Here is a 16349-nt window from a genome sequence, read left to right as displayed (position 1 = left end):
AAGCGAACGGATAATATTTTTTTGAATGAAAAGATTTTTTTTGCTTTTGGGAGGTATTTTATTCCTATCCCTACCGGCGAATGCCCAATTTAACTCCAACCCCGTTCTTAATATTGAGAACAAGGATAAAAAACTTCTGAACTACGGATATTTTCTGGGCTTTAATAGATATGGGTTTAAATTTGATTACAAACAAGATCGTGGCAACCAAGGCACGGATATCCAAGTTTTGGAGTCAACGGGCTTTAATGTAGGTCTTATTGGCGAGCTGCGTTTAAATGAATTTCTTGATGTACGTTTTGAACCAGGCCTGTATTATAACGCACGTACTTTAGGTTTTCCTGGCTTTACTGCTACGGAAGAAGGAGAACGCGATGCCATTACCGAAGTAAAATCTACCTACATTAATTTTCCTGTTCTGTTAAAAGTAGGAATGCGCCGTTTTGGCAATTTTAAACCATTTTTGGTAGCCGGGCCTTCTGCTTCCCTAAACCTTGGAAGTAACGAAAAGAGCCTTGACGACAACAGCAGCGGCACATTTAGAATGAAAAAGTGGACCTATAATTACGAGCTCGGTTTTGGAATTGACTTTTATCTGGAATATTTCAAATTCACCCCTTCCATACGTGGTGTTTTTGGGCTAACGGATGAAATCATTAGAGACAACGCCCCCAATAGCCCATGGACCGGAAACATAGAATCTATGAAAACCAGAGGCTTGTTCATAAACTTTACTTTTGAATAACCCTAACCCCGTCTAATTTCATTCAATAAAATAGCGGTAGCGGTAGCTACGTTCAGGCTTTCGGTAGTACTCCTCCCAAATTGGGGAATACTAATTTTTTTAGTCACCATAGCTTCCACTTCCTTGGAAATGCCGTTGGCCTCATTACCCATTACCAAAATTCCGGAACTAGGCAACTCTTCCCCATATACGTTCTCACCCTCCATAAAGGCACCAAAGACATCTACCGGAGCATCCTTTAAAAAGCTTAAAATATCCGTATACCCAATATTTACACGAGAAATGGAACCCATTGTAGCCTGTAAGGTCTTGGGGTTATAACAATCTACCGTATGGGAAGAACATACTAAATGCTCTATTCCAAACCAATCGCACAACCTAATTATAGTTCCTAAATTTCCAGGATCACGAATATCATCTAAAACCACCACCCAGTCGTCAAAATTAGGTCTTTGAGTCTCGGGTATTTCAAACACGCCCAAAATCTTGTTGGGAGTAGTAAGCGCACTCATTTTTTTTAAATCGGCCTCACTAACTACCTCAATAACATCCTCGGTTCCCAAATCAATATGCACATCCGTACTAAAGAGGGCATTAACCTTAAAACTGGAATGCACTAACTCCTGAACAACCTTTATACCTTCGACAACGAAAAGATTATGACGATTTCGGTACTTTTTTTGATGTAGACTTTTTACAAGTTTGACTTGATTTTTTGAAACCATAGTAATCTATACTTCTATCCGATGATTTTTATTTGTGCAAAAATGTTATTTTACCCCTTATATTCACGCTGTACTAGAAAAATAAGTTCTCAAGACTGCCTAAAATGACTCATCCCTTAGAAAAACTTATATTTTCAGCTTCAAATAAAAAAGTTTAAATGAAATCAATGTATTTTTGATCTCTATGGGCAAAATGTTACGCTTTACTAATACCGCTGCTAAAATAAGCCTATTATTTGTAGTTCTGGTAATCAACTCTTGTAACACGTTAAAACGGGTTGACGAAGATGAATTCTTGCTCAAAAAAAATACAATCTTTGCAGATAGCGTAGAAGTAAAAGATGAGGATATTGAAAGCCTTATCATTCAAGAGCCCAACACCACCCTTCTTGGCTACCCGCTGCGCCTTAACCTTTATAATTTAGCAAAAAAGAACCCTGATTCTTCATATCAGGCCTGGCTGGATAAAAACGAAAAAAGAGAACGACGGCTAAACAACATTCTATCAAAAAAACAAGTTGACCGCCTTGGGGAATCTTTTCTAGTGAGCGGACTTAGCGAATGGCTTAAAAAAGTGGGCGAGTCTCCATCTATACTGGACACCACAAAAACAAAACGCACCTTAGAAAGATTAAGCGCTTATTATGGTAGTAAAGGCTATTTTAACAACAATACGCGCTTTGAAATCGATAGTCTAGTAGAGAAAAGAAGAGCTTCCGTATCCTATAAAATTGATTTAGGAGAACCATTTATTATCGATTCCATATCAAGAAAAATAGAATCAAAAGCCATAGATTCTATCTACCTGCTCAACAAAGACGATGCGTTCGTAAAGGATGGAGACCAATTTGACCTCTCTAAATTTGCCAATGAGAGAGAACGTTTAAGCACAATTTTTAGAAATTCCGGTATCTATAATTTTCAAGAAAGCTCTATTTCCTATGATATAGCCACAGATACCACCAAGTTGGCCAATGACCAAAAAATGAACATTGAACTCAACATTGACAATTTTAAAAGACGAGGAGACAGTGCGGTAACCAGTGCTGAGTATAAGGTTTATAAATTTGATAAAATCAATATTTATACGGATTTTCTATATGACGAACGCGACAGCGAACAGAAATTTATACGCTACGGAGACTACACCATATTTTACAGGAACAAGCTAAGATTTAAACCTAAGACCTTGGCAAATGCCGTATTTTTTGAAAAAGACAGTATTTATAAAGATATAGACCGTACACGTACCTACAGACAGATTACCAACCTAGGTGTTTTTAAGTACCCTACTATAACGTCTACCCCAACAGACAGTTCCGCAACATTAGATGCCAACATCTATCTAGCGGCACGCCCTAAATACTCATTGGGAACATCGTTTGAAGTAACAAGATCCAACATTCAGCAGGTAGGATTGGCCCTAAGCCCTTCATTACAGGCACGAAACCTTTTTGGCGGAGCCGAAAACCTAAATTTAGCAGGTAGATTAAGTATTGGTTCCTCAAACGATCCCAGCATTATTGATAGTAGGTTTTTTAACATACAAGAATTTGGTGCAGACCTAACACTGGATATCCCTAGAATCTGGCTACCTTTTATCAACACCAATAAAATTATCCCCAGTTACACCCTGCCCCGTACACGTATTTCCATAGGTACAAGCTTTCAAAAAAATATAGGTCTGGATAAGCAGGCTTTCAATACTGTATTGGGATACAATTGGGTTCCCTCGGATTTTATAAAACATGATGTTGAACTCCTGAACATACAGTTCGTTAGAAACGTTAACCCAGACCGTTTTTTCAACGTTTACGGCAATTCATATAACCAACTTGATGATGTTGCAGATAGTTTTGACAGCTATAACGATGCGGTAGACTACCCTGAACTAACACGATATTTTGAAACTTCAGAGAACTCGGATAATCCACGCCTACGTATCCCCTCCGGAACTACTGAGTTTACAGAAGCAGTTCTTAACGGAGATGTACCAACTACTACGGATGAATTCCAAACCGTAAGCCGTATTGAAGAAAGAAGACAACGCCTTACTGAAAACAACCTTATTTTTGCCAGTAATTACAGTTTTAACCTAAACAATAGAAAAGGCCTGACGGACAACAACTTCTTTCAGTTTCGTTTTAAACTAGAAAGTGCCGGCAATGCCCTATCCTTACTTTCCAATATAATTCCGTTTAACGAAAATGATAATGAGGACCAACTAGTATTTGGCGTTCCTTATAGTCAATATATAAAAACGGAATTCGATTATGTAAAATATTGGGCCACTTCTAGGACCAACGTTTTAGCATTCCGCAGCTTTTTTGGTATTGCCATTCCGTATGGCAACTCCAATAACATTCCGTTTGTACGGAGTTACTTTGCTGGTGGCGCTAACGATATTAGAGCATGGTCTCCCTATTCTCTTGGGCCGGGCCGTACGGATGCAATTAACGATTTTAACGAAGCAAACCTAAAAATTGGCCTCAATCTAGAATATAGATTTCCTCTTTTCGGTAATCTTAAAGGAGCACTTTTTGCGGATGCCGGCAATATTTGGAATGTTTTTGACAACGTAGAAGACCCCGAAGCCACATTTACCAGTCTAAAATCATTAGAAGATATTGCCTTGGGCACAGGTTTTGGCCTTCGTTATGACTTTACATATTTTGTATTACGTGCAGACTTAGGATTTAAAACCTATAATCCTGCGGAAGTAATCTCAAAAAGATGGTTCAGAGATTACAATATAGCCAATTCCGTACTGCAAATTGGAATTAACTATCCTTTCTAAAGGAGCAGACCAATGCGGTATGTACTTCAATAGAAAATGAACATATCTCGATCAGATTTAACGTAAACAATGGTTATAGCCCCTTCAATTTATAACAATTTTACGCCGTAAAATTGAGAAACTTATAAACACCAATCTTTTTAGACCTATTTATTTTATTACATTTGTCCTATTCATTTTTTACAAATAACATAGACTAGAAACATTATGGCTCACAGTATAAAACCAGGTGTCGCAACAGGTGACGAAGTACAGGCAATCTTTAACTATGCCAAAGAAAAAGGGTTTGCCCTTCCAGCAGTAAACGTTATTGGTTCTGACACGATTAACGGTGTTCTAGAAACAGCAGCAAGCCTAAATGCTCCCGTAATCATTCAATTTTCAAACGGAGGTGCTCAGTTCAACGCAGGTAAAGGCTTATCCAATGACGGCCAAAAAGCAGCTATTCTTGGTGCTGTAGCAGGAGCAAAACACGTTCATCAATTGGCCGAAGCCTATGGTGCTACCGTAATTCTCCACACAGACCACTGTGCAAAGAAATTGTTGCCTTGGATAGACGGACTTTTAGATGCTAGTGAAAAGCACTTTGCCGAAACCGGCAAGTCTCTTTTCAGCTCACACATGATAGACCTTTCAGAAGAACCTCTTGAAGAGAATATTGAAATCTGTAAAGGATACCTAGAACGCATGAGCAAAATGAACATGACGTTAGAAATAGAACTTGGTATTACAGGTGGTGAAGAAGATGGTGTTGACAATTCAGATGTTGATGATTCTAAATTATATACACAACCAGAAGAAGTAGCTTATGCTTATGAAGAGTTATCAAAAGTAAGCCCAAAATTTACCATTGCAGCAGCTTTTGGAAACGTTCACGGTGTTTACAAGCCAGGTAACGTAAAACTGACTCCAAAAATTCTTAAAAACTCTCAAGAATACATTTCTGAAAAATATGGAGTAGAACACAATCATATTGATTTTGTTTTTCACGGAGGTTCAGGTTCTACTGTTGAAGAAATTAGAGAAGGTATTAGCTACGGCGTAATTAAAATGAATATTGATACTGATTTACAGTATGCATTTTTAGCAGGTGTACGTGATTACGTTCAAGACAATAAAGATTATCTTCAATCACAAATTGGCAACCCAAAAGGAGCTGACGAGCCAAATAAAAAGTTTTACGACCCAAGAGTTTGGTTACGTGAAGGTGAAAAATCTTTTGTAGAGCGACTAAAAAAGGCTTTTGAAGACTTAAACAATGTAAACACCTTATAGTAAATTGCATCCCCAAAACTAATTATGGAAGATATGACGGCTTGGTTCAGAAGAAAGGAAAAGGGAATACAGACAGCTACCGAAGAGAAAAAAGACACCCCAAAAGGGTTGTGGTACAAATCTCCTACGGGAAAAATTGTTGAATCAGAAGTACTTGCTAAAAATTTTTACGTAAGTCCTGAAGACGATTATCACGTTCGTATAGGCAGTAAAGAGTATTTTGAAATACTTTTTGATGATAACAAGTTCAGGGAACTGGATGCCAAATTAACATCTAAAGACCCTTTAAAGTTTGAGGATACCAAAAAATATTCTGAACGTTTAAAGGCAGCCCAGAAAAAAACCGGACTTAACGATGCCGTTAGAACCGGTTTTGGTAAATCCTTAGGCAAGGACGTTGTAATTTGCTGTATGGACTTTAACTTTATTGGAGGTTCTATGGGTAGTGTGGTAGGTGAGAAAATTGCACGAGGTATAGATTATGCCATAAAAAGAAAGGTTCCTTTTGTAATGATCTCAAAATCCGGTGGTGCCCGTATGATGGAAGCGGCCCTGTCTTTAATGCAATTGGCCAAAACATCGGCTAAATTGGCGCAATTGGCAGAAGCCAAACTTCCTTATATATCACTTTGTACGGACCCAACTACGGGAGGTACAACAGCATCTTATGCCATGCTAGGAGACATAAACATCTCCGAACCTGGCGCTTTAATTGGTTTTGCCGGTCCTAGAGTTGTAAAAGAAGCTACAGGAAAAGATCTTCCTGACGGTTTCCAGACTGCAGAGTTCGTAAAAGAACATGGCTTTCTAGATTTCATCTCACATAGAAGGGATTTAAAAAAGAAAATCAATCTGTATATAGATTTAATTCAGAACAACCCTATTAGAAAGGAAAAAGCCTCCGCATGAAACCTTTAGTTTACACACTAGTTTCATTTTGGTTTTTATGTTGTTCAACAGATAAGGAAAAAATGCTTGCCGCAGAATCTGACGCGGCAGGCATTTTATCTGAAACAGCAGGAGTAATTGCACTTAAGGTTACCGGAGACGAAAACTCCTATACTTTTAACACCACGGTACAAAGTCCGGATACGGGTTGCGAGCAATACGCAGACTGGTGGGAAGTTGTTGATTTAGAAGGAAACCTCATTTACCGGAGAATCCTTACGCATAGCCATGTAGACGAGCAGCCCTTTTCTCGCTCGGGAACCAATATACCTCTAACAAAGAACACTCAGGTTTACGTACGTGTGCATATCAATACCTTGGGTTATGCTTCTGCCGTACAAAAAGGCTCTGTTGAAAATGGCTTTATGCCAGCTCAACTAGACTCGGAATTTGCCAAAGAATTAGAAAAAGAAGACCCCTTACCTTCGGGTTGCGCTTTTTAGCAAAAATTTATTTACAATACCGACGACTCCTTAAATAAAAAAAGCCTCACTATTTCTAGTGAAGCTCAATAATTCCCTGTTCAATACTATACTAGTTTGAAGAAGTAGCAATACCCTGCAATGCTGCCAAAATAGTTTCAAGAGTAGCATCACTACCTGTAATACCATGCCTTGACCTTAACAACTCAGGACTATTAAATGCTATGTTAACTTCACCAGCCGCATTTTCATATACCAATATTTTTTGTGGTAGATCTAGAGCTGTGGTTTGGCTGTTTTGCATTAACGGTGTACCCAGCTGTGGATTACCAAAAATAATAACTTTAGTAGGTAACAATTCTAAATCAACATTAGCCGCATTGGTCTGATGATCTAATTCAGCTACAAGTTTTAAGTTTGGATTTCCATTAATTACACTCATTATATTGTTGTAAGTATCATCAAATGTTCGTGTACTTGCAACCGTTAGTACATTATAATCTGCCTCTACATCACTAGTTTGCTCCGTAACTTCGGCCATTCCCGCATTTTCACTTAAGTTTTTTAATGCTCCTGCTATTGTAGGTAAAGTAGGCACATCACTAAGTGTATGGCGGTTAGCTAAATAAACCGTAGAATTATAACCTACGTAAACCTCCTCGCTTTCATTTTGATAAACCAAAATACGCTGTGGTAAATCTAGACCTGCCTGTTGGTTTACCTGCATTAACGGCGTTCCTAAGTTAGGATTTCCAAAGAAAATAATCTTAGTTGGGTTCAACTCCAAATCTGCAGAAGCCCCGTTAGCTGAATGATCCACCTCCGCTACAATTTTAATATTCTCATTTGCCTCTAGACTAGCTTTAAGTACAGCATAGGTTTCGTCAAAAGACTGTGTACTTTTTAAAAAATTCATACCCACCACATTTGGAGCAGTATCCATTGTTCCAGGTTCTTTTGTTTCATCTTCATCGCAAGCAACGAAAGCTAATGCCAAGAAAATACTTGTAAAAAATTTCAATTTCATAACTATATTATTTTTGGGGGGACTTAAGTCTATATCTATGTTCTATTCAACAGACCGCCATTCATACTATAATTATATACGCACGGTAGTGGTAATCGGTTTTTCTTACATCACAAAGTTTTGTTTGACACACCAAGCGTTTACTGAATTTAATTGTAGAAATCATTTGTTTTATGCACATTAATCGTATATTTGCAGCTTGATTGAAAATCAGTCATATACATAAAAATCATTTAAAATAATATTGGAATGTATTTAACAAAAGAAGTAAAAGCCGAAATCTTTAAGAAATACGGCGGTAGCGCAGAGAACACAGGTTCTACTGAAGGTCAGATTGCATTGTTTACACACCGTATCAATCACCTAACTGGTCACTTAAAGAAAAACCACAAAGACTTTAACACAGAGCGTTCATTGGTAAAGCTCGTGGGTAAGAGAAGAAGCCTACTAGATTATATGATAAAGAATGATATTGTAAAGTATCGTGAGCTTATCAAAGAATTAGGTATTAGAAAATAAGTATTTACAAAGGGCTGAAATTTTCAGCCCTTTTTTATATATATTAGTCATCCTAAGTATTAGGATTTTTTTACAAAAAGCTGCACCCAGTTTTTCATTGGTCAACACAACACAACAACTTCGGCCATAACACGCCGATAAGACCATTGTTTAACAATTCGCCGGCTGGCGTATTTAATTAAAATTTATGATTCCAAAAGTATTTAAAGAGGTCATAGACCTTGGTGACGGTAGGGAAATTTCTATCGAAACCGGAAAATTGGCAAAACAGGCCCACGGTTCTGTTGTTGTTCAATCAGGAAAATGTATGCTATTGTGTACCGTTGTTTCCAACTACAAACAAAGTGATGTTGACTTCCTTCCGTTAACGGTAGATTACCGCGAAAAATTTGCAGCTGCGGGACGTTACCCAGGTGGTTTCTTCAAAAGAGAAGCAAGACCTAGTGATGGTGAAGTATTGACTATGCGTTTGGTGGATCGTGTTCTACGTCCACTTTTCCCAAAAGATTATCATTCTGAAACTCAGGTGATGATTCAATTAATGTCTCATGATGATGAGGTAATGCCAGATGCAATGGCCGGTTTGGCTGCATCTGCGGCAATTCAATTATCGGATTTCCCGTTTGAATGCGCTATCTCGGAAGCAAGAGTTGCCCGTGTAAACGGTGAATTCGTTATAAACCCAACCAGAGCTCAACTAGCTGAATCTGACATTGATATGATGATCGGTGCTTCTGCTGATTCTGTTATGATGGTTGAAGGTGAGATGGACGAAATTTCTGAAGAAGAAATGACCGAAGCCATCAAATTTGCACACGAAGCCATTAAGGTTCAATGTGCAGCTCAATTAAGGTTGGCCGAAGCTTTCGGAAAGAAAGATGTACGTGAATATGAGCCAGAAAGAGAAGATGAAGATCTGGCCAAGAAAATTCATGACATGGCATATGACAAGGTATACGCCGTTGCCAAAGCAGGTTCTGCCAAACATGAAAGAAGCGCTGCCTTCTCCGAAATAAAAGAAGAAATCGTAGCTTCTTTCTCCGAAGAAGAACAAGCCGATTTTGGTGGTATGATTTCTAAATACTACAACAAAGCTGAAAAAGCTGCCGTTCGTGACCTTACCTTAAATGAAGGTTTACGTTTAGACGGTCGTAAGACAGATGAAATCAGACCTATCTGGTGTGAGGTAGATTACTTACCATCTACTCACGGTTCTGCCATATTTACACGTGGGGAAACTCAAGCATTGGCTACCGTAACTTTGGGTACATCTAGAGATTCGAATAAAATAGATATGCCATCTTACGAAGGTGAGGAGAATTTCTATTTACATTATAACTTCCCTCCTTTTTCAACAGGTGAGGCAAGACCTATACGTGGTACCTCTCGTAGAGAAGTAGGGCACGGTAACTTGGCACAACGGGCATTAAAAGGAATGATTCCTGCAGATTGCCCTTATACGGTTCGTGTAGTATCAGAAGTATTGGAATCTAACGGTTCTTCTTCTATGGCTACCGTTTGTTCCGGTACAATGGCCCTAATGGATGCCGGTGTTCAACTGAAAAAACCAGTTTCAGGTATTGCCATGGGACTAATTACGGATACTGAATCTGGAAAGTACGCTGTATTATCGGATATTTTAGGTGATGAAGATCACTTAGGCGATATGGACTTTAAAGTAACCGGTACTGCCGATGGTATTACCGCTTGCCAAATGGATATTAAAGTAAAAGGTCTTTCTTACGAAATCTTGGTGAATGCCTTGAAACAAGCAAGAGACGGCCGTTTACATATTCTTGGAAAATTGACGGACACAATAGCTGCACCAAATGCAGATGTGAAGCCTCATTCTCCAAAAATGGTTACACGCACTATTCCTAACGAATTCATTGGTGCCCTGATCGGACCTGGTGGAAAAGTAATTCAGGAACTTCAGAAAGAGACGGATACTACCATTGTTATCAATGAAGACCCTGTTACCGAAGAAGGTATCGTTGAAATTTTGGGTACAGATCAAAACGGTATCGATGCTGTATTGGCAAAAATCGATTCGTTGATGTTCAAACCGGAAGTAGGTAGTGCTTACGAGGTAAAAGTTATCAAAATGCTAGATTTTGGTGCTGTTGTAGAATATGTTGATGCCCCAGGCAACGAAGTATTGTTACACGTATCCGAGCTGGCATGGGAAAGAACTGAAAATGTTTCCGATGTAGTAAACATGGGCGATGTTTTTGATGTAAAATACTTTGGTATAGATCCTAGAACCCGTAAGGAAAAAGTTTCTAGAAAAGCATTATTACCTAAGCCAGAAGGTTTTGTAGAAAGACCACCACGGAATGATAAAGATCGTGGCCGTGGTAGAGATGATAGACGAGGTGGTGGTAGAGATAACCGTGACCGTAAACCTAGAAGAGACTAATACTTCTAAAGTTTAACACACATTTTAAGCCTCAACTTGTTAAGTTGAGGCTTTTTTATGCGACTCATCTAAAAAATAAAGTTTTTTTAGCCCGTTTGTAACATTTCTGGCTTTTTTACGTATAAGTATATGCAGTCTATGCAAACTGAACCTAATTTATTTACATGAGACAGCTTAAAATTACAAAACAGGTCACCAATAGGGAGACCGCATCTTTGGACAAGTACTTGCAAGAAATAGGCAAAGTAGACTTGATTACAGCAGATGAAGAAGTAGAATTGGCACAACGCATCAAGGCAGGCGATCAGGTCGCTCTTGAAAAACTCACAAAGGCCAATCTTCGATTCGTTGTATCGGTAGCCAAGCAGTACCAAAACCAGGGACTTACTTTACCCGATTTAATTAACGAGGGTAACCTTGGCCTTATTAAGGCCGCACAACGTTTTGACGAAACAAGAGGATTTAAGTTTATTTCTTATGCCGTGTGGTGGATTCGTCAATCTATATTACAAGCTTTGGCAGAACAATCTCGTATTGTACGTTTGCCATTGAACAAAATTGGTTCGATCAATAAAATCAATAAGACTTTTGCCTTTCTTGAGCAAGCACACGAACGTATGCCTTCTCCTGAGGAAATTGCAAAAGAACTGGATATGACGGTTGAGGATGTAAAGCAATCACTTAAGAACTCCGGTCGTCATGTATCTATGGATGCTCCATTGATCGATGGTGAAGATTCTAACCTTTATGATGTACTTCGTAGTGGAGAATCTCCAAACCCGGACAAAGAGTTGTTGCATGAATCTTTGCGTACCGAGATTGAGCGCGCATTGGAAACCTTAACACCTAGAGAAGCAGATGTAATCCGTTTGTACTTTGGTCTGGCAGGACAACACTCCATGACCCTTGAAGAAATTGGTGAGACTTTTGACCTTACAAGAGAAAGAGTTCGCCAGATTAAGGAAAAGGCTATTAGAAGATTAAAACACACTTCTAGAAGTAAAATCCTTAAAACGTATTTGGGCTAAGAACCCTAAAATTACACGTTAAATAATCCTTAAATTGGAAATTTGGCATATATATTGTAATTTTAATACTGACAACAGTTTATCATGACTGTTCGTTTTTTGATTGATGAATAAACTCCGGCTGATTACCGGAGTTTTTTCATTTATAACAGACTCTTAAAATCTTTTGAAACCCCTATATTTAAAGGGTCTATTGAAAATAACGCACGCAACACTTTACTATGGAACCTGACAAAAAAACACCCAACACCCAACCTAACAACCCGTTACACGGTGTAAAATTAGTGGACATTTTGGAACAGTTGACTGAAAAGTACACTTGGGAAGAATTGGCAGACCGTATAAATATTAATTGTTTTAAAAGTAATCCTACCATCAAATCTTCGCTTAAATTTTTAAGGCGTACACCATGGGCAAGAACCAAGGTAGAACAGCTATATTTGAAGTCTTTTTACAAATAGATTAGATTATGCCCTTCAATATTGTTCTTGTAGAACCAGAAATACCCAACAATACCGGAAATATTGGTAGACTTGCGCTGGCAACGGGCTCTACACTTCATCTTGTAAAACCTTTTGGATTTGAATTGGATGACAAACGTGTAAAACGGGCCGGTCTTGATTATTGGCAACATTTAGATTTATGTATTTACGAAAGTCTTGAAGATTTTTTATCCGAACACGGCAACAAAAATTTGGCACTATTTTCAAGTCATGGCGCGGAAAATCATTGGTCCATACCTTTTGAAGACGGGCAGTTTCTTGTTTTTGGCAAAGAGTCGGTAGGTTTGCCCTCCTCCCTACTCTCCTCGTATGAAAATGATATCTATAAAATTCCGCTTTATAGCAACCATGTACGTAGTCTAAATTTGGCCAATGCCGTGGGTATTGCAGTTTATGAAGGGTTGAAACACTTACAGTAAAACCAACATTCATTGGAGAACCGAAACATAATTCCCCAATAGACCTTGTTAAAAGCCTATATTTTTATAAAAAAACGCTTAAATTGGTGGTAACTGCTCATTTCTATATAATAACATAACCGCTCTATGAAAAATTCTGTCCTTTACAACTTTATCTCAGGTCTACCCAAAACAGAATTACACTTACATATTGAGGGTACTTTTGAGCCGGAGCTCATGTTTAAGATTGCAAAGAGAAACAACCTTAAGATCAAATATGCCAACGTAGATCAAGTTAAAAAAGCATATAGTTTCAACAACCTGCAAGAGTTCTTGGATATCTACTATGCAGGAGCATCGGTATTGCTTAAAGAAGAAGATTTTTACGATCTTACTTGGGCCTATTTAACAAAAGTTCATGAGCAAAATGTTAAGCACGTAGAAATATTTTTTGACCCTCAGACCCATACTGATCGTAATGTTCCTTTTGACTACGTTTTGAATGGTATTTACAACGCTTTAGAAGATGGTCAAGAAAAACTGGGCATCAGCTTTAAGTTAATTATGAGTTTTTTAAGGCATCTAAATGAAGCATCGGCCTTTAAAACTCTAGAACAAGCTTTACCCCATAAAGACAAAATTGTAGCGGTTGGGCTAGATTCCTCTGAAGTAGGTAATCCGCCTTCAAAATTCAAAAACGTCTTTCAAAAGGCCCTTGAAGAAGGATTTTTAACCGTTGCCCATGCAGGTGAAGAAGGTCCATCCGAATATATATGGGAAGCACTGGATTTGCTTAAGGTTACACGTATTGACCACGGCAATCGCTGTCTGGACGACCCTAAGCTATTGCAGAGGTTGGCCAAAGAACAAATGCCCCTTACCCTTTGTCCTCTATCAAATTTGGAACTTAAAGTAATTCAAGATTTAAAGGAATATCCGCTGCTTACAATGATGGAGCACAACCTCTTGGTTACCATCCACTCAGATGACCCAGCCTATTTTGGTGGATATATGAACGAAAATTTCTGGGGCGTAGCCAATGCCTTAAACCTTTCTAAATCTCAAATCGCGGAACTGGCAAAAAACGGATTTAAAGCTAGTTGGTTGTCCAATCAGAAAAAACAGGAGTTCATTAAAGAAATTGACCTCTACTTACAAAACCATTAGCCGCTATTCTTATAAGTAGACGTCTTTTGCCCATATGCGTTACCCCGTACAATCACAATTCATTACTTTTGTATAAATTGTATTTAACTGACACAAAATGAGCAAAACAAAAATTGCACCGTCCCTTTTGGCTGCCGACTTTGGCAACTTGCAGCGTGATATAGAAATGGTTAACAATAGTGATGCAGATTGGCACCATATTGATGTAATGGATGGTGTTTTTGTACCTAATATATCGTACGGTATGCCTGTGGTTAAAACTATTGCCGAGCACGCTACAAAACCATTGGATGTGCATTTAATGATTGTTGACCCTGACCGTTATATCAAAACTTTTGCAGAGTTGGGTGCCACACATCTAACCGTTCATTATGAAGCCTGCACACATTTACACAGAACTATACAGGCCATCAAGGCCGAGGGCATGAAAGCCGGAGTTGCCTTAAACCCACATACCAATGTTAACCTGCTCAAAAATGTTATCAAGGATATAGACATTGCCCTTATCATGAGTGTAAACCCTGGTTTTGGCGGACAAAGCTTTATTGAGAATACTTACGAGAAAGTTTACAACCTTAAAGAATTGATAAAAGAGTCCGATGCTTCTACCTTAATAGAGGTTGATGGCGGGGTAAATTCTAAAAATGCCAAAGCCCTAATCAAGGCCGGTGCCGATATTTTAGTTGCGGGCAGCTTTATTTTTAAGACCGAAGACCCAATAAAAACAATTCAAGAACTTAAAAAATCTACCGATAGATGGAGCATTTTCGAGTTGTAATTATAGGAGGAGGACCTATAGGAATTGCATGCGGACTTGAAGCCAAGAAAAGAGGATTGAGCTATGTTATTTTGGAAAAGGGGCCTATTGTAAATTCCCTTTTTAATTATCCGCAGAACATGCAGTTCTTTTCTTCTTCGGAAAAATTGGAAATAGACAACATTCCTTTTATAAGCACCGAAGCTAAACCCAAACGTAACGAAGCCCTGGAATACTACAGGAGAATCGTTACTTCTAACGAGCTTAATATTAGGCTGTTTGAAAAGGTAGATAAGGTTGAAAAGACCGAAAATGGTTTTTCAATAGCATCTAGCAAGAATAGCTATGCAGCGGACAAGGTAGTCGTGGCCACAGGTTTTTATGATTTACCAAATAAGCTTAATATACCTGGCGAGGACCTTCCTAAAATAGCGCATTACTATGACGATCCACATTTTTACGCCAGTCAAAAACTGGCCGTTGTAGGCGCCAGTAATTCTGCTATTGACGCTGCTTTGGAGTGCTGGCGAAAAGGTGCTGAAGTAACTTTGGTGATAAGAGGAGATGAAGTAGGGCCACGGGTAAAATATTGGGTTAGACCGGATATTATAAACCGCATAGAAGAAGGCAGCATAAAAGCGTATTACAATTCTACGCTAAAAGAAGTGCGCCAGAATGAAATTGTTATTAATACCCCAGAAGGCGCCATAACCCTAGATAACGACTTTGTTCTAGCCTTAACCGGCTATATGCCCAATTTTAATTTCTTGACCCAGATGGGAATTGCACTCTCTGACGATGATAAAAAATTGCCGCAATATGACCCGGAAACTATGGAAACCAATGTATCCGGAATTTATTTGGCCGGTGTAATCTGTGGTGGCATGGAAACCCATAAATGGTTCATAGAAAATTCAAGGATACATGCTAAAATAATTATCGCATCCATTCTTAAAGAAAAAGAGGTAAGCAAAGTTTAAAATTTACATACCCCCGTTTTCAGGGGGTATTATTTCACTGTTACGGGTATAGTTCTCAGAGGTACAAACCATGAAATTTGTACCAACAAAGAACCCGAACAATGAAATACATTTATCCAAAATTGCTTTTCGTCTGTCTATCCGTAGCTATCTATTGCAACAATAAATCTCAAAAAAGAGATTCGCTTGCTAACTCGGGGCATACCAACCATTATTCTTTGTTGGTCCAAAGGGGTGCGTTTCATTTTGATTCGTTCAAAATCGTAAAAAATAAAATTTCCCACATTCCGGGAATTTCGTCCAATTTTGAAACAGCTACCTATAACAAAAACAGTCAAAGCTTTTTAGACACGTTGCAAACCTTAGGTTTTTTCAAAAAAATAGAGGCAAAAGGCTTTTGGGACCTAAAGCCCCATTACGGTTCAGAAACTTCATGTAACAGTCAACTTATTGTTACCCTGACCTCCAACGGAAAATCAAAAACCGTAATTTGCGATGATTACCAAACCAATTGCCCCGACCTCATAAAATATATAGAGAAAAAAGTTGTTGAATTGGAAGGAAACGATTTAAAACGGATCAACCTACCAGGATAAAACCATACCACTGAAAACAAAACGTAAATTTCACACCATAAAA

General features: G+C 38.5%; 16 protein-coding genes. 14 read left to right on the top strand and 2 right to left on the bottom strand.

Annotated features, from left to right (window positions below):
- Positions 1-25 precede the first annotated feature (25 nt).
- Entirely contained in the window at positions 26-745 is a 720-nt protein-coding gene (locus tag Q4597_RS12495) for a porin family protein (protein ID WP_303406453.1), read from the top strand.
- A 2-nt stretch (positions 746-747) separates the two neighbouring features.
- Here Q4597_RS12495 and Q4597_RS12490 read toward each other — a convergent pair whose 3' ends face one another.
- A complete protein-coding gene (locus tag Q4597_RS12490) occupies positions 748-1470 on the bottom strand; it encodes an RNA methyltransferase (RefSeq protein WP_303406452.1) in 723 nt (240 codons plus the stop codon).
- Between the two features lie 184 nt (positions 1471-1654).
- On the opposite strand from Q4597_RS12490, the gene Q4597_RS12485 reads away from it, so the two are divergent.
- The 4 genes from Q4597_RS12485 (at position 1655) to Q4597_RS12470 (ending at position 6933) form a co-directional block, all read left to right on the top strand.
- Positions 1655-4267 carry a BamA/TamA family outer membrane protein gene (locus tag Q4597_RS12485; RefSeq protein WP_303406451.1) on the top strand — a complete coding sequence of 871 codons (2613 nt, stop codon included), beginning with the start codon at positions 1655-1657 and terminating at the stop codon, positions 4265-4267.
- A gap of 207 nt (positions 4268-4474) precedes the next feature.
- Positions 4475-5542 (top strand): class II fructose-bisphosphate aldolase, encoded by a 1068-nt coding sequence (gene fbaA / locus Q4597_RS12480; RefSeq protein WP_215441290.1) that lies wholly within the window; start codon positions 4475-4477, stop codon positions 5540-5542.
- A gap of 33 nt (positions 5543-5575) precedes the next feature.
- Complete coding sequence (accD, locus tag Q4597_RS12475) at positions 5576-6451, top strand: acetyl-CoA carboxylase, carboxyltransferase subunit beta (RefSeq protein WP_215441341.1); 876 nt, start codon at positions 5576-5578, stop codon at positions 6449-6451.
- Positions 6448-6933, top strand: a complete 486-nt coding sequence (locus Q4597_RS12470) for a hypothetical protein (RefSeq protein WP_289041688.1) — start codon at positions 6448-6450, stop codon at positions 6931-6933. The genes accD and Q4597_RS12470 overlap by 4 nt, the downstream gene beginning before the upstream one ends.
- Before the next feature lie 91 nt (positions 6934-7024).
- Here the strand turns inward: Q4597_RS12470 and Q4597_RS12465 are convergent, their stop codons facing one another.
- Positions 7025-7939 carry a DUF302 domain-containing protein gene (locus Q4597_RS12465; protein WP_303406450.1) on the bottom strand — a complete coding sequence of 305 codons (915 nt, stop codon included), beginning with the start codon at positions 7937-7939 and terminating at the stop codon, positions 7025-7027.
- Between the two features lie 249 nt (positions 7940-8188).
- On the opposite strand from Q4597_RS12465, the gene rpsO reads away from it, so the two are divergent.
- The 9 genes from rpsO (at position 8189) to Q4597_RS12420 (ending at position 16306) form a co-directional block, all read left to right on the top strand.
- Entirely contained in the window at positions 8189-8458 is a 270-nt protein-coding gene (gene rpsO / locus Q4597_RS12460; protein ID WP_215441286.1) for a 30S ribosomal protein S15, read from the top strand.
- Between the two features lie 187 nt (positions 8459-8645).
- The gene (locus tag Q4597_RS12455) at positions 8646-10877 is read left to right on the top strand and encodes a polyribonucleotide nucleotidyltransferase (protein WP_215441284.1); all 2232 of its coding nucleotides are present in this window, start codon (positions 8646-8648) and stop codon (positions 10875-10877) included.
- Positions 10878-11041: 164 nt separating this feature from the next.
- A complete protein-coding gene (locus tag Q4597_RS12450; RefSeq protein WP_215441282.1) occupies positions 11042-11905 on the top strand; it encodes an RNA polymerase sigma factor RpoD/SigA in 864 nt (287 codons plus the stop codon).
- Between the two features lie 221 nt (positions 11906-12126).
- Complete coding sequence (locus tag Q4597_RS12445) at positions 12127-12366, top strand: VF530 family protein (RefSeq protein ID WP_303406449.1); 240 nt, start codon at positions 12127-12129, stop codon at positions 12364-12366.
- 8 nt (positions 12367-12374) lie between these two features.
- The gene (locus tag Q4597_RS12440; RefSeq protein ID WP_303406448.1) at positions 12375-12827 is read left to right on the top strand and encodes a tRNA (cytidine(34)-2'-O)-methyltransferase; all 453 of its coding nucleotides are present in this window, start codon (positions 12375-12377) and stop codon (positions 12825-12827) included.
- Between the two features lie 126 nt (positions 12828-12953).
- The gene (locus Q4597_RS12435; protein ID WP_303406447.1) at positions 12954-13973 is read left to right on the top strand and encodes an adenosine deaminase; all 1020 of its coding nucleotides are present in this window, start codon (positions 12954-12956) and stop codon (positions 13971-13973) included.
- Between the two features lie 97 nt (positions 13974-14070).
- Complete coding sequence (rpe, locus tag Q4597_RS12430) at positions 14071-14751, top strand: ribulose-phosphate 3-epimerase (RefSeq protein WP_215441274.1); 681 nt, start codon at positions 14071-14073, stop codon at positions 14749-14751.
- The gene (locus Q4597_RS12425) at positions 14730-15710 is read left to right on the top strand and encodes a YpdA family putative bacillithiol disulfide reductase (RefSeq protein WP_303406446.1); all 981 of its coding nucleotides are present in this window, start codon (positions 14730-14732) and stop codon (positions 15708-15710) included. Before rpe ends, Q4597_RS12425 begins: the two co-directional genes overlap by 22 nt.
- A gap of 101 nt (positions 15711-15811) precedes the next feature.
- Positions 15812-16306: a hypothetical protein gene (locus Q4597_RS12420; protein WP_303406445.1), complete on the top strand. Its 495-nt coding sequence runs from the start codon at positions 15812-15814 to the stop codon at positions 16304-16306.
- Positions 16307-16349: the final 43 nt, after the last annotated feature.

The sequence above is a fragment of the Zobellia sp. 1_MG-2023 genome, from assembly GCF_030549125.1.
Taxonomy (GTDB): Bacteria; Bacteroidota; Bacteroidia; order Flavobacteriales; family Flavobacteriaceae; genus Zobellia; species Zobellia russellii.
This window is presented reverse-complemented; position numbering and strand designations above follow the sequence as displayed.

What these genes read in the sequence shown, in the direction of transcription:
- Q4597_RS12495 (WP_303406453.1), top strand. Translation starts at nt 26, where the DNA reads ATGAAAAGATTTTTTTTGCTTTTGGGAGGTATTTTATTCCTATCCCTA.
- Q4597_RS12490 (WP_303406452.1), bottom strand. Translation starts at nt 1,470, where the DNA reads ATGGTTTCAAAAAATCAAGTCAAACTTGTAAAAAGTCTACATCAAAAA.
- Q4597_RS12485 (WP_303406451.1), top strand. Translation starts at nt 1,655, where the DNA reads ATGGGCAAAATGTTACGCTTTACTAATACCGCTGCTAAAATAAGCCTA.
- fbaA (WP_215441290.1), top strand. Translation starts at nt 4,475, where the DNA reads ATGGCTCACAGTATAAAACCAGGTGTCGCAACAGGTGACGAAGTACAG.
- accD (WP_215441341.1), top strand. Translation starts at nt 5,576, where the DNA reads ATGACGGCTTGGTTCAGAAGAAAGGAAAAGGGAATACAGACAGCTACC.
- Q4597_RS12470 (WP_289041688.1), top strand. Translation starts at nt 6,448, where the DNA reads ATGAAACCTTTAGTTTACACACTAGTTTCATTTTGGTTTTTATGTTGT.
- Q4597_RS12465 (WP_303406450.1), bottom strand. Translation starts at nt 7,939, where the DNA reads ATGAAATTGAAATTTTTTACAAGTATTTTCTTGGCATTAGCTTTCGTT.
- rpsO (WP_215441286.1), top strand. Translation starts at nt 8,189, where the DNA reads ATGTATTTAACAAAAGAAGTAAAAGCCGAAATCTTTAAGAAATACGGC.
- Q4597_RS12455 (WP_215441284.1), top strand. Translation starts at nt 8,646, where the DNA reads ATGATTCCAAAAGTATTTAAAGAGGTCATAGACCTTGGTGACGGTAGG.
- Q4597_RS12450 (WP_215441282.1), top strand. Translation starts at nt 11,042, where the DNA reads ATGAGACAGCTTAAAATTACAAAACAGGTCACCAATAGGGAGACCGCA.
- Q4597_RS12445 (WP_303406449.1), top strand. Translation starts at nt 12,127, where the DNA reads ATGGAACCTGACAAAAAAACACCCAACACCCAACCTAACAACCCGTTA.
- Q4597_RS12440 (WP_303406448.1), top strand. Translation starts at nt 12,375, where the DNA reads ATGCCCTTCAATATTGTTCTTGTAGAACCAGAAATACCCAACAATACC.
- Q4597_RS12435 (WP_303406447.1), top strand. Translation starts at nt 12,954, where the DNA reads ATGAAAAATTCTGTCCTTTACAACTTTATCTCAGGTCTACCCAAAACA.
- rpe (WP_215441274.1), top strand. Translation starts at nt 14,071, where the DNA reads ATGAGCAAAACAAAAATTGCACCGTCCCTTTTGGCTGCCGACTTTGGC.
- Q4597_RS12425 (WP_303406446.1), top strand. Translation starts at nt 14,730, where the DNA reads ATGGAGCATTTTCGAGTTGTAATTATAGGAGGAGGACCTATAGGAATT.
- Q4597_RS12420 (WP_303406445.1), top strand. Translation starts at nt 15,812, where the DNA reads ATGAAATACATTTATCCAAAATTGCTTTTCGTCTGTCTATCCGTAGCT.